The organism is Sphingomonas pokkalii, assembly GCF_003096275.1.
In the GTDB taxonomy this organism is placed as follows: domain Bacteria; phylum Pseudomonadota; class Alphaproteobacteria; order Sphingomonadales; family Sphingomonadaceae; genus Sphingomonas; species Sphingomonas pokkalii.
The window spans coordinates 3629539-3651661 of sequence record NZ_QENQ01000001.1 but is presented as its reverse complement, the minus strand read 5'-3'; the positions used below and the strand labels follow the sequence as shown (position 1 = coordinate 3651661).

Genomic DNA, 22123 nt, shown 5'->3' with positions numbered 1-22123 from the left:
CCTCGCGGCATTTGGAGGTCCCTTGAGTTGCACAAGCATCATCGCGCGCTGGGGTTAGCGACCACCCGTATCGGCAACCGCGTTGCCGACATCGCTAAGCTTCGTCCGGTCCAGCCGGTAACGCTCGTCCGCCCGCACGCCGCATCGCGTGCGGCCCGGTTCTTCGCAGAGAAGTTCCCGGGTCGTTCGATGTATGCCGTGAAGGCCAATCCCTCGCCGGATCTGATCCAGATCCTGTGGGAGAGCGGAATCACGCATTTCGACGTCGCATCGATCGCCGAGGTTCGCCTCGTCGCCGGTGTCGCGCCGGAAGCAACCCTGTGCTTCATGCACCCGGTAAAGGCTGAGGAAGCCATTGCCGAGGCGTATTTCGAGTACGGCGTTCGCGTATTCAGCCTGGACAGCATGGAAGAGCTGGACAAGATCGTCCGCGCCACCAAGGGCGCGACGGATCTCACGCTGTGCGTACGCCTTCGCGTCTCGTCGGATCACTCGAAGCTGAGCCTCGCGTCGAAGTTCGGCGTGGGCCCGGGCGAGAGCAAGGACCTGCTGATCGCGGTTCGCCAGGTGGCGGATGCCCTGGGCATCTGCTTCCATGTCGGCAGCCAGGCGATGTCGCCGGAAGCCTATGCCAATGCGATGGAGCGCGCCCGCGCCGCCATCGTCGAGGCGGGCGTCACGGTCGACGTCGTGGATGTCGGCGGCGGGTTCCCGTCCAGCTATCCCGGCATGGAGCCGCCGCCGCTCGAGCGCTATTTCGCGACGATCCACCGCGCCTTCGAAAGCCTGCCGATTTCCTATTCGGCAGAGCTGTGGGCCGAGCCGGGCCGTGCGCTGTGCGCCGAGTACAGCTCGCTGATCGTGCGCGTCGAGCGTCGTCGCGGCGACGAGCTGTACATCAACGACGGCGCCTATGGCGCGCTGTTCGATGCGGCGCATATCGGCTGGCGCTTCCCGGTCCGCCTGCTGCGCGAGCCGGATTCGAACGCCAAGGAGATGGGCTTCAGCTTCTACGGTCCCACCTGCGACGACATGGATCGCATGGCGGGCCCGTTCGAGCTGCCGGCCGACATCCAGGCCGGCGACTATATCGAGATCGGCATGCTCGGCGCCTATGGTGCTGCGATGCGTACCGGCTTCAACGGCTTCACCGCCGGCGACACGGTGATCGTCGACGACGAGCCGATGGTCTCGCTCTACACCGGCGAAGACGAGGCGGCTGCGGCCACCCCGTCGAACGTCGTCAAGCTGTAACGCTGCACTCGTAGCGAATACGGGCACTCCCCTCCCGCGTGCGGGAGGGGCTGGGGGTGGGCCCCCGACATCCTCGCACCGCACCGCCGGTGGCGAGCGGGCGCCCACCCCCCGGCCCCCTCCCGCGCGCGGGAGGGGGAGCAAGATGGGTTTCCGCGTCCCCTTTGAATGACGGCGGCCATGTGAAAATGGGAGTTCCCATGACCGACAGCCTCACCAAGACCGCGGCGGCCAACGCCCCGATCAACGACACCCGCAAGGCCGAGCTGCTTTCGAAGCAGGTCAAGCACATCGACATCAAGAGCTTCGACGCGCGTCCGATCGTCGACGCGATGAGCGACATGAGCTTCACCAGCCGAGACCTCGGCCGCGCGACCAAGATCTACAACGACATGCTGGCCGACAAGGACTGCACGGTCTGCCTCGTGATCGCGGGCTCGACCTCGGCCGGCGGCTGCATGGACCTCTATGCCGATCTGGTACGCAACAACATGGTCGACGTGATCGTCGCCACCGGCGCCACCATCGTCGACATGGATTTCTTCGAAGGCCTGGGCCACAAGCACTATCAGGCGCTCGAAATCCCCGACGACGACACGCTGCGCTCGCTCTATATCGACCGCATCTACGACACGTACATCGACGAGGAGCAGCTCCAGGACTGCGACTTCACGATCAACAAGATCGCGAACGAGCTGGAGCCGCGCGCCTATTCGAGCCGCGCGTTCATCCGCGAGATGGGCAAGTATCTGTCGGAGCACGGCAAGAAAGAAAACAGCCTGGTCAAGCTCGCCTATGAGCATGACGTGCCGATCTTCTGCCCGGCGTTCGTCGACAGCTCGGCCGGCTTCGGCCTCGTCAAGCACCAGGTCGACCAGATGAAGGCGGGCAAGCCGTACCTGATGATCGACGCGGTGGCGGACTTCCGCGAGCTGACCGAGATCAAGATCCAGGCGGGCACCACCGGCCTGCTGATGATCGGCGGCGGCGTGCCGAAGAACTTCATCCAGGACACCGTCGTCTGCGCCGAAATCCTCGGCCATGAGGACGTGGAAGTGCACAAGTACGCGGTGCAGATCACCGTCGCCGACGTGCGCGACGGCGCCTGCTCGTCCTCGACGCTGCAGGAAGCCGCCAGCTGGGGCAAGGTGAACACCGGCATCGAGCAGATGGTGTTCGCGGAAGCCGGTTCGGTGATGCCGCTGCTGGCCAGCGACGCCTATCACCGCGGCTATTGGAAGGACCGCGCCAAGCGCGGCTGGGCGAAGCTGTTCGCCTGAGCTGCACGGGGACCGACAAACGAAACGGCCGGGGAGCGATCCCCGGCCGTTTTGCTGTCAGATCGGGGAGGATCTTGCGCTTACCCCGACACCGCTTCCCACGCCGCCTTCGCATCGCGGTCAGCTGCGCCAGCGTCTGTTCGAAGCGCCCTGCCCCGCCGCACAGCCACGCTATTGCCAAACACTCGCACCAAATTTGCGAACACTAATCAATAGCATATTACCCGCCCGCACCCAGAAGGTCGTGCCGCCGCAGCGCATGGCGCAGTTGGTCATAGCTCAACCCCAGCGCTTCCGCGGTTGCGCGCTGGTTGAATCGATGCTCTGCCAGCGCCTGGGAAAGCAGTTGCCGCTCGAACCGCGCCACCCGCGTCTTGAAATCGCCGCCCAGATCCGCCGGTTCCGCCGGCATCGCAGCTGGCGCCGACGCGGGTACAACCTCCACCGCCTGCCGTTCGGCCAGGCTTGCCGACGATGCCATCGGCCGCGGCCGATAGGGCGAGGCGAAGGGATCGATCTCGATGCGGTCGATCGGGCCGCCCTGCTCCCAGCGATAGACCGCGCGCTCCACCACGTTGCGCAGCTCGCGGACATTGCCCGGCCAGTCATAGGAGAGCAGCGCGTCGAGCGCGTGCGGCCCCCAGCCGGGCCAATCCTGCCACCCCAGCTCGGAGGCCATGCGCCGGCCGTAGAACTCCGCCAGCACCTCCACGTCGCCGCCGCGATGCCGCAGCGGCGGCAGCGTCACCACCTCGAAGCTCAATCGATCGAGCAGGTCGGCCCGGAAGGTGCCCTTTTCCACCCGATCCGGCAGATTTTCGTTGGTGGCGCCCACGATCCGGACATCGACGCGCATGGGCCGCGACGATCCGATCCGCGTCACCTCGCCATATTCCACCGCGCGCAGCAGCCGTTCCTGCGCACCCATCGAGAGGGTGCCGAGTTCATCGAGGAACAGGGTGCCGCCGTCCGCCTCCTCGAAGCGTCCGGTGCGCGCCTTGGTGGCGCCGGTAAAGGCCCCCGCCTCATGGCCGAACAGTTCCGCTTCGATCAACGTCTCGGGAAGCGCCGCACAGTTCATGGTGACGAGCGGCTGGTCCCAACGCGGACTCAGCCGGTGGAGACGTTCGGCGACCAATTCCTTGCCGGTGCCGCGCTCGCCGATCACCAATACCGGACGATCCAGCGCCGCGGCCCTGCTCGCGCGCTCCAGCGCATCAAGAAAGGCGGAAGATTCACCGATGACCTGGGTCGTGCGATCCATGGCCCATTATTGGCGAATTTTCCCAACTTTTAGCAAGTAATTTTTGCCAACCCCATCGTCTCTTTCGCAGAAAATGGCGGATTTCCGGGATTTTTTAAACTTGGCACGCCTCCTGCAAAGATGGAGGCAAGCCCGATGACGGGCAGCAACTTCAACCTACCAAGGTTCAGGAACAAGACGATGACCAACCAGATCCACAGCCTCCGCAACGCCTTTGTAGCGGTTTCCTTCGCCTTCCTCGCCAGCGTCGTTCTGATGGCTGGCGCGGTGGCTCCGGCGATCGCCTGAGGCGGGCACAAGAGGTCTCCCCGGCGCTTCATCCCTCGAAGCACCGGGGCCGCCGGAAGGGCCCCCATCCCTTCCGGCGGCATCCCCAGAACACACGAAGGAGCGCATTATCATGGGTATCTTTTCGCGAACCCGCGACATCATCGCCGCCAACGTTACCGACCTGCTCGACAAGGCCGAAGATCCGGCAAAGATGGTCCGCATGATCATCCTCGAGATGGAGGAGACGCTGGTAGAGGTTCGCGCCAGCGCCGCCCGCACCATCGCCGATCAGAAGGAAATGCGCCGCCATATCGCCAAGCTGGAAAAGCTTCAGGAAAGCTGGACCGAAAAGGCCGAACTGGCGCTTTCCAAGGATCGCGAAGATCTCGCCAAGGCCGCATTGGTCGAAAAGCAGAAGGCCGCCGACATGTGCGACCAGCTGCAGCAGGAAATCGCCGTGCTCGACGAAGCACTCCGCGCCTCGGAAGAGGATATCAACAAGTTGCAGAACAAGCTGCGCGAGGCCCGCGTTCGCCAGAATTCGATCGTTGCCCGGCTGGAAAGTGCAAATAACCGCGCCCGCTTGCGGGAAATGACCAACGGGTCGAAGATGCAGGACGCGTTTTCGCGGTTCGACATCCTGGAACGCCGCGTCGATCTGGCCGAAGGCCGTGCCGATGCGATGGGCCTGGGGGGCAACCCGAAGACGCTCGAAGAGGAAATCGCCGAACTCCGCTCGTCGGAAAAGGTCGATGCAGAACTCGAAGCACTCAAGGCACGGCTCAACAAGGGAGCGTAATCGGTGGACGAAATTCTAATACCGCTGTTCGTCTGCGCGATCCTCTTCCTCGGTCTCCCCTGGCTGGTCTTCCACTATGTTACCAAGTGGAAGCAGGCCGGGACGATCACCCGGGAAGACGAGAACCTGCTTGACGACCTGTATCGCACGGCGCGGATGCTGGAAGACCGGCTGAACACGGTGGAACGCATCATCGCCGCCGACAACCCCGACTATCGCCCGCTCTCGGTCCAGCGCCCAGAGCCTGGCCAATATGATCCTTCACGGAGGAACTGAGATGTCCGCTCGCACCAAATTCTACCTCGACAGGCAGAACCGCAAGTTCATGGGCGTCTGCGCCGGGCTGGCCGATTACACCGGCATCGACGTCACCTGGATCCGCGTCGCGACGGTGTTGCTCACCATCGCCACGGGCTGGGTTGCGCTCGGCTATTTCGTGATCGCCTGGATCGCCAATCCCAAGCCGGTGGGACTGTACGACACGCCGGAAGACGAACGCTTCTGGCAGGGCGTCCGCTCGAGCCCCAAGCGCTCGACCGCCGAGGTCCGCTCGAAGTTCCGCGACATCGATCGCCGGCTCGCCGACATCGAGATGTTCTATACGAGCCGCAACACCCGGCTCGCCGATGAAATCGATAGCCTGCGCTGAGGCGCAGGTTGTCAACAGGGAGGCACGACGATGAACTGGGGTGGTCCCGAATTCGTGATCGCGCTGATGGCGATCTCCACGCTGGGCTGGCTGGCCAACAACTGGATCCGCGCCAAGCACGGCTATTCGATCAGCGACGATCATGGCGAGAATATCCACAAGGCCGATCCCGACGCCACCCGCAAGATCGCCCTGCTCGCAGCCGAGAACGAAAGGCTCGCAGGCCAGATCAGCCGACTGGAAGACCGGATCGCCGTGCTCGAACGGATCGCCACCGATCCCGCCGAACGCACCGCCCAGGCCATCGATGCGCTGCGCTGACTGCAGGGAGACAGATCATGATCGAAGTGCAACTCGCCCCCTACCTGCCTTGGATCATCCTGGCCGGCATCGGCCTCGGGTTTCTCGGAACGGTCGGCTGGCTTTTCACCACCTGGCTGCGCGTCAAGAACGGCTATCCGCTGGAGAATAGCTGGGGCAAGGCCGTGTATCCCAAGCGGGACGACGAGGCGATCGAGCGGATCAGGCTGCTAAGCCAGGAAAACGCCCAGCTGCGCGCCGAACTCGGATCGGTGAAGGACCGGCTGGCCAATGTCGAACGCATCGTGACTGACGGCGCGCACCAGCTCGACCGCGAGATCGAGGCGCTCCGCGGCCGCTCGAACTAAAAGGAACGGAACCCATGCTGTCTCCCCTTCTCATCCCGATCCTCGGCATCAGCTGCGGCCTCGTGGCGATCATCGGCGGCGTTTTCTTCCGCCCGCTGTTCAAGCTGTGGGAGCGCCGCATGGAGATCGAGGCCGGGCTCGCCGCCGAGAAGGCAGCCCAATATGCCGCGCAGACCGAACGGCTGGAACAGCGGGTCCAGGTCCTCGAACGGATCCTCACCGATCGCGGCATGACCCTTTCGGACGAAATCGAGAAGCTGCGCGACGCGCCACTGAACTGAAAAAAACGTTTTCATCCCCATCTGAAGCAAGGAAATTTCGATGATTATCATGCTCGCAGTGCTTGCCGCACTGTGCGGGGGAGCTATTGCCCTCGCCGAAAGCCGCGATCGCCCCCGCCGCCGCGCCCTGCGCGCCGCAGAGGCATCGCAGATCGGAAATTGAGCGCCACGGCGCTGCGTTAGGGGAGTAGGTGCAATGAATCCGTTCGAAATGGTCGTGGCCATCATCATCGTGATCACGATCGGCAAGGTCCTCCAGGCACGCTACGGCGTAACCAAGGACCGCGACGGGAACCCGGTGGGCATCGCCCGGCCCGATCCCGCGCAGGCCCTGGAAGCCAAGCAGCTGCGCGAAGAGGTCCGCGCGCTCAAGGAGCGCGTCCAGGTGCTCGAACGCGTCATCACCGACAACGAGAACAGCCTGCGGCTCGATCACGAGATCGAGAAGCTGCGCGACAAGAACCGGATCTAAGCCATGTTTTCGGGAGCAGGAACCATGACCAGCGACCCTCAACTGTACATCACCCTGGCCCTTTCCGGCCTGGCCGGACTCGGCATGCTGACCGGTGCAGCGCTATCGGGCTGGCGCGGCTGGCTCGCGCTGAAGCACCGCGAGCTGGCCGAGCTGCACCGGCCGGAGATGGCCGCTGCGGCCATGCCCAACGCGGCCTCGCGGATCGAGCTGGCGGACCTGAAGGAACGCATCCGCAAGCTGGAAGCGATCGCCGCCGGGGTGGACCTGTGAGCAACCACACCCCGCCGCCGGCGGACGCCGCGCCCGCCCCGGCACCGGAGCGGGCACCCCGCCCCCGGCTCGGCCTGCGCTTCGGCGCGACGACGGCCAAGTAACCGCGAGGCTGGCAAATCGCGCGCAGGCCCGCTAGCGCGGAGGCCATGACCAGCCTCGCCGATCTCCAGGAAGAATATGGGTTCCTCGACGCCGATGATCGCTATCGATTGCTGATCGATCTCGGCAAGGCGCTCGAGCCGATGCCCGACCCGCTCAAGACCGATGCGACGCTGGTGCGCGGCTGCTCGGCTTCGGTATGGGTCTATCCGACCAGGCAGGATGATGGCCGCCTCCACTTCCTGGCGGATTCCAATGCGGCGATCACCAAGGGCATCATCGCACTGGTGCTGCTGACCGTGCAGGACCGCAGCCCCGCCGAGATCCTGGTGACCGACATCGAGGGCGCACTGGCGCCGTTCGACCTGAAGAACCAGCTCAGCTCGAACCGGACCCAGGGCATTCCGAACATGATCGCGCTGATCCGGGAGACGGCGGGGCGATACGCATAACCCCTCTCCCCGGCGGGGAGAGCGCAAGCCGTTCGCTTCCGCGCGCTACATCGTCATCCCCGCGAAGGCGGGGATCCATTGCCGCTGAAACCACGGTTCTTTCCCCAAGCGCACAGGCGAATGGATTCCCGCCTTCGCGGGAATGACGATGGGAGGTTGGAGAGGGCACGCACCCCATTGCGCGCGGCTCAGGAAAGCCCCAGCTCGCGCGCGACCTCGTCCAGGTCAGCGCCCTTCTTCACGATCAGCCATTCGCGCGCCTGCGCGCCGTTGACCACCGTCACCGCACCGCCGGGGCACACGCCCAGGCACTTGGTCTCGACGACGCCGATTTCCGCCTTGCGGCCCTTGCCCAATCCGAATGCCTTGCGCAGCGCCTTGGCGAGCGAGGTCTTGCCCTTGGGCCCGAATCCACCGCCAAGCTTCTTCGAGCATTTGCCGCACACCAGCACGGCATTGCCCCAGTTGGATGCGACCAGCTGCGTCACAGCGGCTTCCACTGGCGCCGATCCTCGGCGGTTTTCAGCACGTCATAGGCGGCCTGGATCGCCTGGAATCGCTTTGCCGCGTCGGCATCGTTCGGGCGCACGTCCGGATGGAATTCCTTGGCCAGGCGCCGCCAGGCGCCGCGCACCGCCTCGAAGGTCGCGTCGACTTCCAGCTCCAGCACTTCCAGCGCCTTCATCTCGTCGCGCGAGCGGCTGCCGTCGCCGGGCCCCGCCCAGCTGTTCGTCGCCGAATGCGCGTAGCCGTTCGCGGTCCGCCGCTCATCGGCCTCGCGCCGGGCAGCCTCTTCCGCAGTGAGCCCGGCGAAATAATCCCAGTTGCGATTATACTCCGCGGCGTGTTCCTCGCAGAAGTACCAGCGCTCCGGATTATTGGGCGATTTTGGAGCGGGGCGATCGCCCGGACGGTCGCAGCCATCCCGGTCGCACAGCCGCACGCGCGCGGCCTCACGCTCCGAGCCATACTCGCGCCAGCGGGGAAAGCCCCAGTCCATCGATCGCGTGTGTCGCGCCATAGCGCGCCCAAATAGGCGCGGGCCCGGCCAAAGGCCAGAGCCTCGCCGCACCGCAACACCTGCCACCGCCAAAAATGCCAGAGGGTCTGTAAGCCGGGTTCTGTCCACCTTCTCGCGAAGGATAGGCGACCATTCCTCTAGGCGACGGATCGCTCCGCCGCTCCAGCAACCAACCCGGACGACGCGCCGGAACGAGGCGCATGTGCCGTCCCTATTCGGTCTTGCTCCCGGTGGGGTTTACCAAGCCGCTTCCGTTGCCGGTCGCGCGGTGCGCTCTTGCCGCACCCTTTCACCCTTGCCCTTACTCTCCGCTCGCGCGGCGAGCAGTGGGCGGTCTGCTCTCTGTGGCACTTTCCCTGGGGTCACCCCCGGCGGGCATTACCCGCCACCGTCGTTCCGTGGAGCCCGGACTTTCCTCCCCCTGCTTTCACAAGCAGGCGGCGGCCGCCCGACCCTCTGGCCCGGCCATCTCTAGCGGCTGGGCGCCGGCACGCAAGCGTTCAGCGCGGCGGCGGCGGCGGCGTGCCGCTTTCGGGCATCTTCGGCGCGGCCGTATCGGCGCTGCCTGGCGCGGGTGCCGCCTTTGGCATGGGCGCCGGCTGGGCGGGAGCGGGCTCGGCAACCTCGGGCGTACTGCGGGCCGCGGGATCGGTCGCGTCGTTCGGCGAGACTTTTTGGTCTGCCTTGGCATCCTTGGTGCGGTTGTCGTCGTCGGGCACCTTCGGTTCGGGGGCTTCCGCAGGCTCCACCTTGGCGGGTGCCATTGCAGTGCCCCAGGCCTGCACCTCGATCCGCCACTGGGTGCTCGTCGTGCCGCCCGCAAGCGCTGCCCGACGATAATCGGCTGCGACGCTCACCACATTGTCCGCTCCCGAAACGCGGGCAACCCGGTGCAACTCGGCTGTCGCCTCTGCGGTGGTGGGAGCGTTGACGATCTCTACGCCTGGCCCTTTTTCGTCTCCGCGCACGACCCCCGTCATGCGGACATGCACCGGGCCGATGGCGGTCATAGGGGGGCGAATCGAAAAGCTCACCGACTGTTCCTCCGGGTAACAGTTCAGCAAACTTCGCTTGCGATTTAGTAAGGATTTTCGGTTAATCGCCCCGCGGGCGATTCAATCCTCGCCCTGGGGCTTCGGCAGCAGCAGCGCCAGCAGGATGCACCGGCATTCCATGTCGATTTCGCCATCGATCATCTCGGGGCGGAACCGGCGCTGGAACGCGGTCACCGCCGCGACCGGATCGGTGACGTCATAGCCGAAGCGCTCCAGCGCCAGCATGAAGCCGCCATCGGGCCAGCCGGGATCGACCAGGTTGCGCGTTGGCCGCGGCAGCGCAAGCCGAAGCCGCGCCAACGCATGCCAGTTGAACAGTTCGCCCGGATCCTGCTTGCGCGCCGGCGCCACATCCGAATGGCCCACCACATTGCCGCGGGTGATGCCGTGCCGCGCCTTGATCTCCGCCACGAGCGGGATCAGCGCGCCCATCTGCTCGGGCGTGAAGGGGCGATAGCCGAATGCATGACCGGGATTGACGATCTCGATGCCGATCGATGCCGAATTGACGTCCGATATCCCGCGCCAATGCGCGCGGCCTGCGTGCCAGGCGCGCCGTTCCTCCGCGACCAGCCGGAAGATGCGACCATCCTCCTCGATCAGATAATGCGCGGAAACCTGGGCATCGGGATCGCGCAAGCGGGCCAGCGCCGCCGCTCCGCTCTCCATCCCGGTATAGTGGAGCACGATCATCGAAATCGGCAACAAGCGTTCGCCATGGTTCGGCGACGGTGCATCCAGTATCTCAAGCCCATCGATCATGCACTCTTCTACTGCAGCCATGGTTTCAGGCAATGGCGGCGAGCGGCGCTGCGGCATCGATGGCGACATACATGCCGCGAAAGGCCTGGCTCGGAATGAAGCGTTCCGTAAGCCCGATCACGGTTTCGCCTGCACCAAGCACCAGCAGCCCGCCGGGGCGGATGGCGCCGGCCAGTTCGTCGAACACCTGGCGGCGCAGCGCGGGTGAGAAATAGAGCATCACATTGCGGCACAGGATGATGTCGAACCGGCCGGGGGGCGGCGCGTCCGCGGTCAGATTGTGCCGGCGGAACTGGATGCGGCGCACCAGATCGGGCTTGGCCACCCATTCGCCCGCGCCAGTGGCATCGAACCATTGCACCATGCGGCGAACCGGCAGGCCGCGCTGAATCTCGAACTGCGAATAACGACCGGCGCGGGCGCGGGCGATCGCCGCCGGTGATACGTCGCTGGCCACGATCTCCGGCGGCATCGCAAATGCATCCGCCCGTTCGGCGAGCAGCATTGCAAGCGACAGCGGCTCCTGACCCGTCGAACAGCCCGCCGACCAGATTCGCAGGCGGCGGCCCGGCCCCTCCTCCTGCATCGCCTGCGCCGCCTGCACCAGATGCTCCAGCACCGCGCCGTCGCGAAAGAAGCTCGTTTCCTGGTTCAGCAGCACATCGACCACCTTGTCCGCCAGTTCCCCCGTGCGCGACGCGATCAGCCGACCGACCAGCGCATCGACGCTCGCCAGGCCATGCTCGCGCAGCAATGGCTTGAGCGCCGTCTCGATTCGCCATGCGCGGTTGGCGGCGATCTGCTGGCCGGTGCGCTGTTCCAGCAGCGATCCGATCAACTGCATCGCACCCGCCGAAGGCGTCTCTCGCCCGATCATCGCGCGGCTCCCCTGCCGATCAGTCGGCCGATTTCGTCCGGCGGCAGCACCGCCGTCGCCCGCCCGGCATTGGCGACCGCGCCCGGCATCCCCCAGACGACCGAGGTCGCCTGGTCCTGTGCCAATACCGGCGCCCCCGCCTCGATCAGCCGCCCGGCGCCTTCGCAGCCGTCGCGCCCCATGCCGCTCAGCACCACGCCCACCGCACGGCTCGCATATACTTCGGCGACGCTTTCGAACATCGGATCCACGGAGGGCATACAGCCGCTTTTCGCCCATTCCGTGCTCAATCGGATCGCCGCGCCTTCCGAGGTGCGCACGACGCGGAGATGGGCTTCACCCGGCGCGATGATGATTCGCCCGGGGCGGATGCGCAGCCGATCGGTCGCCACTTCGCACGGGCGCCCGCCCAGCACGGCCAGTTGCGTCGCGAAATAGTGCATGAAGCTCGGCGGCAGATGCTGGGTCACCAGGATCGCCTGCTGGAAAGACGCTGGAATTTCCCGCAGCAACTGGCTCAGCGCGTGGATGCCGCCGGTCGAAGCACCGATGGCGACGATCTGGAACGGCTCCAGCATGGCCAGCGGACTGCGCGGCCGTACCGCCGCGGGAGACGGCGGCTGGGCCCGCGCGGAACAGCCCCCATCCCCGGTCGGCTCGAACAGTTTCGACAGCCGCTCTTCCAGCACTTCCGCAAACCGCCCGCCGAACGCGCCGACTCCGGGCTTCACCAAGGTATCCGCAGCACCGAGGGCGAGCGCCTGGAGCGTCGTCGCCGCCCCCTCATCGGCGGAAGAGGATACGATCAGCACCTTGGCGCCCTGGCCTGCCAGCACAACATCGGGCAACGCGGTAAGTCCGTCGATGCCCGGCATCGCGATATCGAGCAGGATGATGTCCACCCGGTTCGTCCGCAGATATTCCAGCGCGCTCCGGGCCTCGCCCAACGCCGCGACGACGTGGAATCGGCGCGTGCCTTCCACCATCCGACTGAGAACCGATCGCGCAACGACCGAATCGTCGACGATCAACACCCGGCCATGACCGGACCGCTGGCACACCCGATCCGGTGGGCACGAAGCGAGCGGGCTCGTCACGCGTGCGGTCCGCTATCGATTCACGCGACGCCGACGATCTGCAGCTTGCTTTCCAGCGTCTCGCGATCGAACGGCTTCATCACATATTCGTCGGCCCCCGCTTCGATCGCGGCGCGAATATAGGCCATGCCGTTCTCCGTGGTGCAGAACACCACTTTCGGCCGTTGCGGCAACCCCGCTTCCTTCAGCGCGCGCAGGAAATCCATCCCGCTCATCACCGGCATATTCCAATCGAGCAGGATCACGTCGGGCGCATCGGCAAGGCAGGCATCGAGCGCTTCGCGCCCATCGGCTGCTTCGCGGACGTCGAACTCGAGTGTTTCGAGAATGTGCCGGGCGACTTTCCGGATCACCTTCGAATCGTCCACGACGAGGCACGTTTTCATTTTCCCCGGATCCCGTTGGCAGGTGTTTTTGGCCCCTGCTTATGCCGAACAAGATGTAAGCGTCCCGTTAATCCTGATCGGGCAGCAGCGTTGATCCGGGAACCAGCGCGCCAAGATCGATCGCAAGTATCGGTTCGCCGTCGCGTTCGATCAGTCCACGCGCGGCGGTGCCCCAGGCCCCTTCCAGCGCGACGCCGCTGGCCAGCGGCTTGAGCACGAACGGCGCGACGTCCTCCAGAACATCGACAAGCATCGCATAGGAATGCCCGTCCACACGGGTGATGACCGCGCGCCGCGCCAGGGAGCACCCGTTCAACCCCAGCGCCGCTTCGGTATCCACCACCGTGACCACCCGGCTGCGCAGCGCGGCGAGCCCGCGCACCGGCTTGGCGGCACGCGGCACCGCCGTCACCTCGCCGATATCGACGACCGATTCGACCTGGTCCGAATCGATCGCCACGGTACGCCCGGCGACTTCGGCGATCAGGAACAGCCGTTGCATCAACGTGCTCCCACCCGCGCTTCCAGCGCGAACAGCAATCCCGCGCGGTCATACCGATAGACGCTGTCGTCGCCGGCTTCGGCCTGACGCTTGCGCCGCAGCCGCACCACCGGCGCGTCGGCCTGTGGCGCGTCGCTTGCATCGGCCGAAAGGATGACGGCCGGCGCCTCCCCCGCGGCGAGCGCCGTGGCGACGCGATAGCCGGCGCTTTCCAGAAGCGGGCGGACGAAGGTCGTCATCCAGCCATCCCTGTCGCCGGCGATCAGGCACAAGGGCGCCTCGCGCGCTGTGGCGCGATCGGCATGGGCGTCGAACACCCAAAGCACGTCCAGCAGTTCGATCTGCTCGCCGTCCACCAGGGCCACGCCCGCCGCCCGCCCCGGGACGCGCGCCGGCACGAAATCCGCGGGCAAGGCGATGATGTCCAGCGCCTCGTCGATGGCATAGGTTACCTCGACATCCTCGTCCTTCAGGCGCAGCACGCTGAACCGCGCCCGGCCATCGATCGTGCCCTGCATGGCCAACGGCAGGATGCGGCCGTCCACGGTAAGCCGGTACTGGCCGGCAGCGTGGCAGACCTGGCTGGACGCCACCTGCTCCACCCGGTCCACGGCGGCCAGCGGCACCGCCCGGTGCGCACCGTCGAGATCGCGGAACAGCAGCGCAGGCAAGCCCGGCGCCTCGGGCTCTGCCGACGCCGCACCGAACGCCTCGTCGAGATCGCGGGAGAAATCGAGCCCCGCCACGCGCGCCATGCCGCCGCCGTCGAGCAGCAGCATCGGCAGGCCCGAATCGGGAAGCGTCTGGCCCGCATAGATGCCCGTGGCCATCACCGCGGGCGAGGCCGGCTTGATCACCAGTTCCTCGTTATCGATCACGCTGTCCACGGCGAGCGCATAGCTGCCGGGGCCGGCAGCAACGATCACGAGCATCTGCGCCGTCGCCGAACCCGATCGGGGCAGGTCGAGCAGTTCTGCAAGGTCGAGCAGCGGCATCCGCCGCTCGCGCACCGTCGCAATCGGCGCGCCCCCCAGCACGTCGATGCGGATCGCGGCACCCTGTGCGCGCACGATCTCGTCGATCGATTGCCGCGGGATCGCGAACCGCTGCTTGCCCACGCCGACGATGATCGCCGACATGATCGACAGCGTCAGCGGCACCCGGATCGCGATATGCAGTCCGTGGCCGGGGCGATTTTCGAGCTCGATACGCCCGCCGATCTGATCGACGCAGGACTTCACCACGTCCATCCCCACGCCACGTCCGCTCACTTCGGACACGCTGTCGCGGCTGGAAAGCCCCGGGTGGAACATCAGTTCGAGCTGCGCGCGCAGCGGCAGCGCGCGGAGTTCCCGCTCGGAACGAACGCCGATCGCCGCGAGCTTGGCGATCAGCCGATCGACGTCCACCCCCCGCCCGTCATCGACGATATCGACGATGATCTGGTTGCCGGACTGGCGGGCGGACACGGTCAGGCGGCCGGCTTCGCGCTTGCCGGCACCCCGGCGCTCCGCAGGCGCTTCGATGCCGTGATCGATCGCATTGCGGATGATGTGGACCAATGGATCGCGCAATACCTCGATCATCTCGCGATCGAGTTCGACGTCGCCGCCTTCGATCTCCAGCGATACCGATTTGCCCAGCGTCGCGGCAATGTCCCGGACCATGCGCGGCAACGGGGAGAAGAGCGCGTCGATCTTCTGCATCCGGGTACGCATGACGGTATCGCGCATCTCGCCCACGGTGAGCGAGAGCCGTTCCAGCGCCGCCTCAACGGCGGGATCGATCGCATTCATCCGCAGCCGACGCGCCAGTTCGTTGCGCGCCAGCACCATTTCCGACATGCCGATCATCATGCGATCGAGCAGATCGACGTTCAGCCGCACGCTCCGCGATGCCGTGCGCGGCGCACCGATGGCCGCCGCCGCGATGACTTCCGACGATCCTTCGGCCAGCGCCGCGATCAGCAGATCCTCGCCGCCATGGTCGAGCGCGTGGCCCGCATCGATGGCTTCGACGATCTCTCCGATCCGGTCGACCACCGCCAGCACCGCGTTGACCAGCGCGCGATCGGGCGTGCGGGCGCCATCGCGCACCTGCGCGAGGGCATCCTCCGCCGCATGGGCCAAGCGCTCCAGGCGCGGCAGATCCAGGAAACCGCAGCTCCCCTTCACGGTATGGACGAAACGGAAAATGGCGTCGAGCCGCGCGCGATCCGCGGGATGCGCCTCCCACGCGACGATCTCGCCCGAAAGCGCTTCGAGCGTTTCGCGCGTCTCTGCGATGAAATCCTGCAGCAGATCGTCCATGGGGCCCCGGTGGAAGTTTCCGGGGGCACCATGGGGGCGCGTCAGTTAATTCGGGGTTAGAATCGCAGTATCGCGCCCGAGGACTTTTCAGCCGAGCGGGAACGATGCGCCAAACAGCAGAACCTCGGAATCCGGCGGGCTCACCTGCAACTGGCCACCATGCTGTACCACCAGTTCGTGCGCGAGATAGGCGGCTGCAGCGCGTGGCGTGATCGGCGTCTCCTCGCGACCGCCCGCCAGCGCGCCGCGCAATTCCGGATCGAGCACGATGCGCGGACCGTCCGCCCGGATCACGATCTCGATCATGCCCTCGGTGGTTTCGGCACCGATATCCAGCTGGCCGCCGCGGATCAGCGCATCGCCGCCGATCAGTGCCAGGTTGAGCAACACCTTGATCGCCTGCTTGGCCATCACCGGTTCTTCGACCATCCAGCCGATCTTGACGCGATGATTGTCGCCGAACAGCCCTTCCAGGGCCGCTTGCGCCTCGCGCGTGTCCACCGTCTCGCCAAAGCCGCCCGCCGCGCCGAACGCCAGGCGGAAGAATTTCAGCTTGTTGGCACTTGCGCGCGCGCTCTCGCTCAGCAGTTCCAGGCAGCGGGCACGCATTTCCGGATCATGCTCGTCCGCCAGCAGCTCCAGGCCATTGTTCAGCGCGCCGACAGGGCTGAGCAGATCGTGGCACAGACGAGAACAAAGCAGGCTCGCGAATTCGGTAGGGCTGATGTTCAAGGTAATTCGGCTCCTGGGTTATCTCCCCTTTGGCGCAGCAGGAGAAAAGCTGCAAGCATCGCTACGGGCCCGGCATGCGACCGGAAACCATCATCGGACGAACGGATTTGGGAATAATCGCAATCAACGCGCGCATTCGGCGAAATTTTGCGAGGAAGGACCGCGGCCGGCAAATGATGCCGGCCGCGCGATACTCCTATACCCTGCGGCCCGTGAAAAGCTGGATGAGCCCGACCACCAACGCGATCACGAGCAGGATGTGGATGATTCCCCCGGCAATGTGGAACGAGAAGCCAAGCAGCCACAATACGATCAGAATGATGACCAGCGTCCAAAGCATCGGCGGAACTCCCTGAAAGACTATACCCTGAACGACAGATCGATAGGGATCGTTCCGCCCGCGGCGGTCGATGCCGTATGCGCATTGCCGTATCGGTCGCGCGGCAGCTTCCGTCCTTGGCGCCGACCGGCTAGCACGCCTCCACAGCCCAAGGATTCGCCATGCCGCGCGCACTGACCATCGATTTCGTCTCCGATATCGCCTGCCCGTGGTGCGTGATCGGGCTCAGAGGCCTCGAAGTCGCGCTGGAGCGGGTGCGCGAACTGGCATCGGCGGAGTTCCGCTTCCACCCGTTCGAGCTGAATCCCGACATGGTCCCGGAAGGGGAAAACATCGTCGAGCATATCGGCCGCAAATATGGATCGACGCCCGAACAATCGGCGGCCACGCGGGCGATGATCCGCGAACGCGCCGCCGCGCTGGGCTTCGTGATGGCGATGGACGACCAGAGCCGCATCTACAACACGTTCGACGCGCATCGGCTTCTCCACTGGGCCGGGTTGGAAGGCCGGCAGCACGCACTCAAACATGCGCTGTTCGCGGCGTATTTCACCGATGGGCGCAATCCCGGCGATCGCTCGGTCCTTCTCGGCGCCGCGCAGCGGGCAGGTCTGGACGGCGCGGCCGCGGCTGAGGTGCTGGACAGCAACCGCTATGCCGACGCGGTGCGAAGCGAGGAGACGCTGTGGCGATCGCGCGGCATTCACGCCGTGCCCGCGATCATCATCGACGGAAAATACCTGATCTCGGGGGGCCAGCCGCCCGAAGCGTTCGAGCAGGCATTGCGCCAGATCGCCTCCCAGCCCGACCAGGGCTGAAGACGGCGGCGGCGCCGGCGCTGCGCCCAGGCGTATGGACATGCCCCGGCTGTTCCGTCCATCCGCCGCCTGGACAGCCCCGCAGCCTTGACCGATCGGCATCCGAAGCCGTAAGACATCAACGTAACGCCTTGGTTAATAAAATAAACCCTGCGAGCGTTAGTAACAATAAAGCAAAAGATCGAGCCGCATGGACAAGCGATTCCACACGCTGGACGGAATGCGCGGGATCGCTGCGATGGTCGTTGTGTGCTATCATCTTGCGCAGCGCCAAGGCAGCATTTCCTTCCCCGGATATCTGGCGGTCGACTTCTTCTTCCTGCTCAGCGGCTTCGTGATCGCCTTCAACTATCAGGACAAGCTCGCCCGGGGGTTGCCCCCGGGCCAGTTCATGGCGTTGCGGCTCGTCCGGCTGTTTCCACTCTACGCCGCCGGATTTGCGCTGGGAATCGGCAAGCAACTGGTGGCGGCCGGGTTGCACGATGTTCGCGCGATGGATGCCGGAACGCTCGCCTGCAACGTCGCCTTCGGCGCGGCGATGCTGCCGTCCCCGTGCGATACCGACCTGTTCCCGCTCAACATGCCGACCTGGTCGCTGTTCTTCGAACTCGCGATCAACGCCGCCTTCGCGTTGCTCCTGTGGCGATTCAAGGTCCCGATGCTGGCGATTCTGATGGCGCTTGCCGCCGCTTTCCTCGCCAGCAGTGTCACCCCCCCGCTCTACATGGACGTCGGGTGGCTATGGGGCAACACCCCCTTGGGCATCGCCCGTACGGCCGTCTCGTTCATCGGCGGCATGCTGGTCTATCGCCTGTCGCCCTTGCAGCATCGGCGGGCATCGTGGCTGGCAGCGGCCCCGATCCTGCTGCTGACCGCGCTGCTGCTCCTGCCGCTGCCGGCAGACGGAACGCGGATCGCGTCGGAAGCGATGATCGTCTTTGCGGCCTTCCCGGCCCTGCTCCTCGCCGGGATCTACCTGGAGGCGCGCCCTGCATTTTCCAAGCCGTTCGGCGTCCTCGGGGACATGTCCTACCCCCTGTACGTCCTTCACGCACCGCTGATTGCGCTGTTCCTGCCGATCTTGGCACGGCTCGGCCTGTCTACTGCGAGGTCGACGGCGATCTTCACCCTCCTGATGCTTCCGATTGCCTATGGTGCCGCCAGGCTCGATTCCCGCGCCCGCGCGTGGATCGGCATCCGGCTGAACCTACGCCGCGCCTAAGCCGCGCCCGAGCCGCAAAATCGCCTTCAGTCCATGTGCAGGGCCACGGGCAGGAAACGCCCATGGCATCCTTCCTCCCCGGCTCTCCAGCACCGCGCATCGTTCCCCGCCAGGATCATCCAAAGCTTGCCGTCGGGAGCAGCCATCGCCGCATCGGTTTCCGACGGGTCGGCACTGCCGCTCGGATGCGAGTGCCAATAGCCGATCACGCGTGCCCCCCCTCCCCGCTCGGCCCGAAGCGCGGCGAACAACGCCGCCGGATCGAGTTCGAACCGGGTCTCCGGCGTTTCCGCAAGGTTGCGAACCTGCGAAAAAGCGGAAATCACGCCTTCCTCGCCGAACAGCAGGCCGCACGCCTCCCGCGGCCAGGCGGCAGCCGCAGCTTTTTTCATACCGACCAGTATAGATCTTGAAATCGTAACGCCCATGCCCATTTCCGGTAAAACATGCATCAGGGGGTTTCCATCTTAGAAGCGCGGATCGCAGACGAGGCGCATGGCTGGCGGCTCGACCGTGCGCTTACCGACGCGCTGCCAACGCTGTCGCGCGAACGCGTGAAGGCGCTGATCTCCTCCGGCGCGGTCACCGGCCCGGACGGCACCCTCGCCCGCGACCCCGCCCGCAAGGCAATCGGCGGCGCGGTGTTCCAGGTCGTCCTGCCCGATCCCGCCCCCGCGCACAACGAGGCGCAGGACATTCCGCTCAACGTGGTGTTCGAGGACGAGCACCTGATCGTGATCGACAAGCCAGCGGGCCTCGTCGTCCATCCGGCGGCAGGCAATCTCGACGGCACGCTGGTCAATGCGCTGCTCCACCACTGCGCCGGCCAGCTTTCCGGCATCGGCGGCGTGGCGCGGCCCGGCATCGTGCACCGGATCGACAAGGATACCTCGGGCCTGATGGTCGCGGCCAAGACCGATCCCGCCCATGTCGGCCTCGCCCACCAGTTCAAGGCACACACGATCGACCGGCGCTACCAGGCGATCGCAAGCGGCCGGGTGCTGGCTGCCTCCGGAACCGTGAACGCACCGCTCGCCCGTTCCCCCAGCAATCGCAAGAAGATCGCGGTCTGTGCGGAAGGACAGGGAAAGCATGCGATTACCCATTGGCGCAAAATTCGCGAACTACGCGATGCGAGTTACATAGAATGCAGGCTGGAAACGGGCCGCACGCATCAGGTGCGCGTCCACATGGCGTCGATCGGCCACCCGCTGGTCGGGGATCCTCTATATGGAAGTATGCGTTCCACCCACCGCGGACTTCTGGCAAACATGGGTTTCCAGCGCCAGGCCTTGCACGCGGCCCGTCTCGGGTTCATCCACCCGATAACAAGCAACGCTTTGGCGTTCGATAGCGTAATGCCTGCAGACATGCAGGAACTGTTCAACCAGCTTCTCGTATGAGGTTTGCGGCGCCGAAGTCCGTTGATGGATCAAGCGCCGGATGGATAAGGGAGAAACGATCATGGCTAGCGGCAGCAACGTCCCCGCGACGATTCCCGCGCTCGGCGGCGAGGCGAGCCTCAATCGCTATCTGGCCGAGATCAAGAAATTTCCGATCCTGAGCCCCGAGCAGGAATATATGCTCGCCAAGCGGTTCCAGGAGCATGGCGACACCGATGCGGCGGCCCAGCTGGTCACCTCGCACCTGCGCCTCGTGGCGAAGATCGCGATGGGCTATCGCGGCTATGGCCTGCCCGTGTCGGAGCTGATCTCCGAGGGCAATATCGGCCTGATGCAGGGCGTGAAGAAGTTCGAGCCCGATCGCGGCTTCCGCCTCGCCACCTATGCGATGTGGTGGATCCGCGCCTCGATCCAGGAATTCATCCTGCGCTCGTGGAGCCTCGTGAAGATGGGCACCACCGCCGCGCAGAAGAAGCTGTTCTTCAACCTGCGCCGGATGAAGGCCAAGCTCGACGCGTTCGAGGATGGCGACCTCAGCCCCGAAAATCTCGCCAAGATCGCCACCGATCTGGGTGTGACCGAGGAAGAGGTCACCTCGATGAACCGCCGCATGGCGATGGGCGGGGATACCTCGCTCAACGTGCCGATGCGCGAGGACGGCGAGAGCCAGTGGCAGGACTGGCTGGCCGATGAAGGCCCGCTGCAGGACGAAGCCGTCGCCGACGCGCAGGAAGCCGACGTTCGCCACGACATGCTCGTCTCGGCGATGGAAGACCTCAACGAGCGCGAGAAGCACATCCTCACCGAGCGTCGCCTGACCGACGATCCCAAGACGCTCGAGGAGCTGAGCCAGGTCTATGGCGTGTCGCGCGAGCGGGTCCGCCAGATCGAGGTGCGTGCGTTCGAGAAGCTGCAAAAGGCGATGATGCGCCTCGCGGGCGATCGCCGCCTGCTCGCCACCCACTGATCGGGCACGCGGTTCCTGCCAGGTGATTGCAGGAACCGCCCCGGCTGGGGCATGGCGGATATGTGAGCAAGAATCGCGCCCGCCCCTCCACTCCCCGACGTTCCTCGGCCCGCCCGCGCAAGCCCTGGTGGCGCCGGCTGATCGTGCTGGGGGTCCAGTTCGTTCTCGGCTTCGTGCTGCTGTCGCTGCTGATGGTGACCGTCTATCGCTTCGTGCCGCCGCCGATCACCTGGACGATGATCGGCGACGTCTTCGCCGGGCACGGGGCGACCAAGGACTGGATGCCGCTAAGCCGCATCGACCCGAGCATGGCGCGCGCGGTGATCGCCGCCGAGGATGCGCGCTTCTGCCAGCATGAAGGCTTCGACTTCGCGGCGATCGAAAAGGCCTATCAGCGCAACGCGCAAGGGACCCACAAGATTCGCGGCGGCTCGACGATCAGCCAGCAGACCGCCAAGAACGTGTTCCTGTGGCAGGGCGGCGGCTATTTCCGGAAGGGCCTGGAGGCGTACTTCACGGTGCTGATCGAGAATATCTGGGGCAAAAGGCGGATCATGGAGGTGTACCTCAATGTCGCCGAGACCGGGATCGGCACCTACGGCGTCAACGCCGGGGCGATGCGCTATTTCCACCACGATGCATCGCAGCTCTCGGACCGCGAGGCGGCGCTGATCGCCGCGGTCCTGCCGCTGCCCAAGAAGCGCGCGGCGATCGATCCGCGCGGCTTTACCCGGCGCTATGGCAACAAGATCAACGCGCGGATCAACGTGGTGGCGGGGAACGGGCTGGATCGGTGTTTGAAGTGATCGGCTAGGTCGCAGTCAACCTCACCCTCCCCACCGCCTGCGGCGGCGGGCCCCCTCCCTCT

The 22123-nt window shown here is 65.6% G+C and carries 30 protein-coding genes and 1 other RNA gene; 17 read left to right on the top strand and 14 right to left on the bottom strand.

Annotated elements, in window-relative coordinates; genetic code table 11:
* Positions 1-27: 27 nt before the first annotated feature.
* Positions 28-1254 carry a type III PLP-dependent enzyme gene (locus DD559_RS16815; RefSeq protein ID WP_116470193.1) on the top strand — a complete coding sequence of 409 codons (1227 nt, stop codon included), beginning with the start codon at positions 28-30 and terminating at the stop codon, positions 1252-1254.
* A 200-nt stretch (positions 1255-1454) separates the two neighbouring features.
* A complete protein-coding gene (locus tag DD559_RS16810; protein ID WP_116470192.1) occupies positions 1455-2534 on the top strand; it encodes a 1,9-bis(guanidino)-5-aza-nonane synthase in 1080 nt (359 codons plus the stop codon).
* 220 nt (positions 2535-2754) lie between these two features.
* Here the strand turns inward: DD559_RS16810 and pspF are convergent, their stop codons facing one another.
* Positions 2755-3798 (bottom strand): phage shock protein operon transcriptional activator, encoded by a 1044-nt coding sequence (pspF, locus tag DD559_RS16805; RefSeq protein WP_116470191.1) that lies wholly within the window; start codon positions 3796-3798, stop codon positions 2755-2757.
* A 400-nt stretch (positions 3799-4198) separates the two neighbouring features.
* Between pspF and pspA the strand changes: the two genes are divergently transcribed.
* From pspA to DD559_RS16760, 10 genes are all read left to right on the top strand, one after another.
* On the top strand, positions 4199-4867 hold the full coding sequence (gene pspA, locus DD559_RS16800; RefSeq protein WP_116470190.1) for a phage shock protein PspA: 669 nt from the start codon (positions 4199-4201) through the stop codon (positions 4865-4867).
* 3 nt (positions 4868-4870) lie between these two features.
* Positions 4871-5143, top strand: coding sequence for an envelope stress response membrane protein PspB (gene pspB, locus DD559_RS16795; RefSeq protein WP_116470189.1), 273 nt, complete (start codon positions 4871-4873; stop codon positions 5141-5143).
* Between the two features lies 1 nt (position 5144).
* Complete coding sequence (pspC, locus tag DD559_RS16790) at positions 5145-5516, top strand: envelope stress response membrane protein PspC (protein WP_026009003.1); 372 nt, start codon at positions 5145-5147, stop codon at positions 5514-5516.
* Positions 5517-5546: 30 nt separating this feature from the next.
* Positions 5547-5837 (top strand): hypothetical protein, encoded by a 291-nt coding sequence (locus tag DD559_RS16785; RefSeq protein ID WP_116470188.1) that lies wholly within the window; start codon positions 5547-5549, stop codon positions 5835-5837.
* Between the two features lie 17 nt (positions 5838-5854).
* Complete coding sequence (locus DD559_RS16780; RefSeq protein ID WP_116470187.1) at positions 5855-6184, top strand: hypothetical protein; 330 nt, start codon at positions 5855-5857, stop codon at positions 6182-6184.
* A gap of 14 nt (positions 6185-6198) precedes the next feature.
* Complete coding sequence (locus tag DD559_RS16775; RefSeq protein WP_116470186.1) at positions 6199-6465, top strand: hypothetical protein; 267 nt, start codon at positions 6199-6201, stop codon at positions 6463-6465.
* A gap of 40 nt (positions 6466-6505) precedes the next feature.
* Entirely contained in the window at positions 6506-6628 is a 123-nt protein-coding gene (locus DD559_RS20310; RefSeq protein WP_276308190.1) for a hypothetical protein, read from the top strand.
* A 33-nt stretch (positions 6629-6661) separates the two neighbouring features.
* The gene (locus tag DD559_RS16770; RefSeq protein ID WP_116470185.1) at positions 6662-6937 is read left to right on the top strand and encodes a hypothetical protein; all 276 of its coding nucleotides are present in this window, start codon (positions 6662-6664) and stop codon (positions 6935-6937) included.
* Between the two features lie 24 nt (positions 6938-6961).
* Positions 6962-7210: a hypothetical protein gene (locus DD559_RS16765; protein ID WP_116470184.1), complete on the top strand. Its 249-nt coding sequence runs from the start codon at positions 6962-6964 to the stop codon at positions 7208-7210.
* Positions 7211-7359: 149 nt separating this feature from the next.
* A complete protein-coding gene (locus DD559_RS16760) occupies positions 7360-7764 on the top strand; it encodes a SufE family protein (RefSeq protein ID WP_116470183.1) in 405 nt (134 codons plus the stop codon).
* A gap of 188 nt (positions 7765-7952) precedes the next feature.
* Here the strand turns inward: DD559_RS16760 and DD559_RS16755 are convergent, their stop codons facing one another.
* The 12 genes from DD559_RS16755 to DD559_RS16700 form a co-directional block, all read right to left on the bottom strand.
* Complete coding sequence (locus tag DD559_RS16755) at positions 7953-8252, bottom strand: (2Fe-2S) ferredoxin domain-containing protein (protein WP_116470985.1); 300 nt, start codon at positions 8250-8252, stop codon at positions 7953-7955.
* The gene (locus tag DD559_RS16750) at positions 8249-8785 is read right to left on the bottom strand and encodes a J domain-containing protein (RefSeq protein WP_116470182.1); all 537 of its coding nucleotides are present in this window, start codon (positions 8783-8785) and stop codon (positions 8249-8251) included. Before DD559_RS16750 ends, DD559_RS16755 begins: the two co-directional genes overlap by 4 nt.
* 73 nt (positions 8786-8858) lie before the next feature.
* An RNA gene (gene rnpB / locus DD559_RS16745) (RNase P RNA component class A) lies at positions 8859-9245 on the bottom strand.
* A 40-nt stretch (positions 9246-9285) separates the two neighbouring features.
* Positions 9286-9795: a hypothetical protein gene (locus DD559_RS16740; protein ID WP_116470181.1), complete on the bottom strand. Its 510-nt coding sequence runs from the start codon at positions 9793-9795 to the stop codon at positions 9286-9288.
* Positions 9796-9900: 105 nt separating this feature from the next.
* Positions 9901-10602: an N-acetylmuramoyl-L-alanine amidase gene (locus DD559_RS16735; protein WP_206364582.1), complete on the bottom strand. Its 702-nt coding sequence runs from the start codon at positions 10600-10602 to the stop codon at positions 9901-9903.
* Between the two features lie 25 nt (positions 10603-10627).
* Positions 10628-11479, bottom strand: a complete 852-nt coding sequence (locus DD559_RS16730) for a CheR family methyltransferase (RefSeq protein WP_206364528.1) — start codon at positions 11477-11479, stop codon at positions 10628-10630.
* Positions 11476-12465 (bottom strand): chemotaxis protein CheB, encoded by a 990-nt coding sequence (locus DD559_RS16725; RefSeq protein ID WP_240610406.1) that lies wholly within the window; start codon positions 12463-12465, stop codon positions 11476-11478. Before DD559_RS16725 ends, DD559_RS16730 begins: the two co-directional genes overlap by 4 nt.
* 131 nt (positions 12466-12596) lie before the next feature.
* Positions 12597-12962 (bottom strand): response regulator, encoded by a 366-nt coding sequence (locus tag DD559_RS16720; RefSeq protein ID WP_116470179.1) that lies wholly within the window; start codon positions 12960-12962, stop codon positions 12597-12599.
* Between the two features lie 67 nt (positions 12963-13029).
* Complete coding sequence (locus tag DD559_RS16715; RefSeq protein ID WP_116470178.1) at positions 13030-13464, bottom strand: chemotaxis protein CheW; 435 nt, start codon at positions 13462-13464, stop codon at positions 13030-13032.
* Positions 13464-15773 (bottom strand): chemotaxis protein CheA, encoded by a 2310-nt coding sequence (locus tag DD559_RS16710; RefSeq protein ID WP_116470177.1) that lies wholly within the window; start codon positions 15771-15773, stop codon positions 13464-13466. The genes DD559_RS16715 and DD559_RS16710 overlap by 1 nt, the downstream gene beginning before the upstream one ends.
* Before the next feature lie 87 nt (positions 15774-15860).
* Positions 15861-16505, bottom strand: a complete 645-nt coding sequence (locus tag DD559_RS16705; protein WP_116470176.1) for a histidine phosphotransferase family protein — start codon at positions 16503-16505, stop codon at positions 15861-15863.
* A gap of 196 nt (positions 16506-16701) precedes the next feature.
* Positions 16702-16845 carry a lmo0937 family membrane protein gene (locus tag DD559_RS16700; protein ID WP_116470175.1) on the bottom strand — a complete coding sequence of 48 codons (144 nt, stop codon included), beginning with the start codon at positions 16843-16845 and terminating at the stop codon, positions 16702-16704.
* Positions 16846-17006: 161 nt separating this feature from the next.
* On the opposite strand from DD559_RS16700, the gene DD559_RS16695 reads away from it, so the two are divergent.
* Both DD559_RS16695 and DD559_RS16690 read left to right on the top strand, forming a co-directional pair.
* A complete protein-coding gene (locus tag DD559_RS16695; RefSeq protein ID WP_116470174.1) occupies positions 17007-17663 on the top strand; it encodes a DsbA family oxidoreductase in 657 nt (218 codons plus the stop codon).
* Positions 17664-17853: 190 nt separating this feature from the next.
* Positions 17854-18885, top strand: coding sequence for an acyltransferase family protein (locus DD559_RS16690; RefSeq protein WP_116470173.1), 1032 nt, complete (start codon positions 17854-17856; stop codon positions 18883-18885).
* A 26-nt stretch (positions 18886-18911) separates the two neighbouring features.
* Here DD559_RS16690 and DD559_RS16685 read toward each other — a convergent pair whose 3' ends face one another.
* Positions 18912-19277 carry a M67 family metallopeptidase gene (locus DD559_RS16685; RefSeq protein WP_116470172.1) on the bottom strand — a complete coding sequence of 122 codons (366 nt, stop codon included), beginning with the start codon at positions 19275-19277 and terminating at the stop codon, positions 18912-18914.
* Positions 19278-19331: 54 nt separating this feature from the next.
* Between DD559_RS16685 and DD559_RS16680 the strand changes: the two genes are divergently transcribed.
* From DD559_RS16680 to mtgA, 3 genes are all read left to right on the top strand, one after another.
* Complete coding sequence (locus DD559_RS16680; protein WP_116470171.1) at positions 19332-20288, top strand: RluA family pseudouridine synthase; 957 nt, start codon at positions 19332-19334, stop codon at positions 20286-20288.
* Positions 20289-20349: 61 nt separating this feature from the next.
* Entirely contained in the window at positions 20350-21255 is a 906-nt protein-coding gene (rpoH, locus tag DD559_RS16675; protein WP_084580488.1) for an RNA polymerase sigma factor RpoH, read from the top strand.
* Between the two features lie 62 nt (positions 21256-21317).
* A complete protein-coding gene (gene mtgA, locus DD559_RS16670; protein ID WP_116470982.1) occupies positions 21318-22061 on the top strand; it encodes a monofunctional biosynthetic peptidoglycan transglycosylase in 744 nt (247 codons plus the stop codon).
* The last annotated feature ends 62 nt before the right edge of the window (positions 22062-22123 follow it).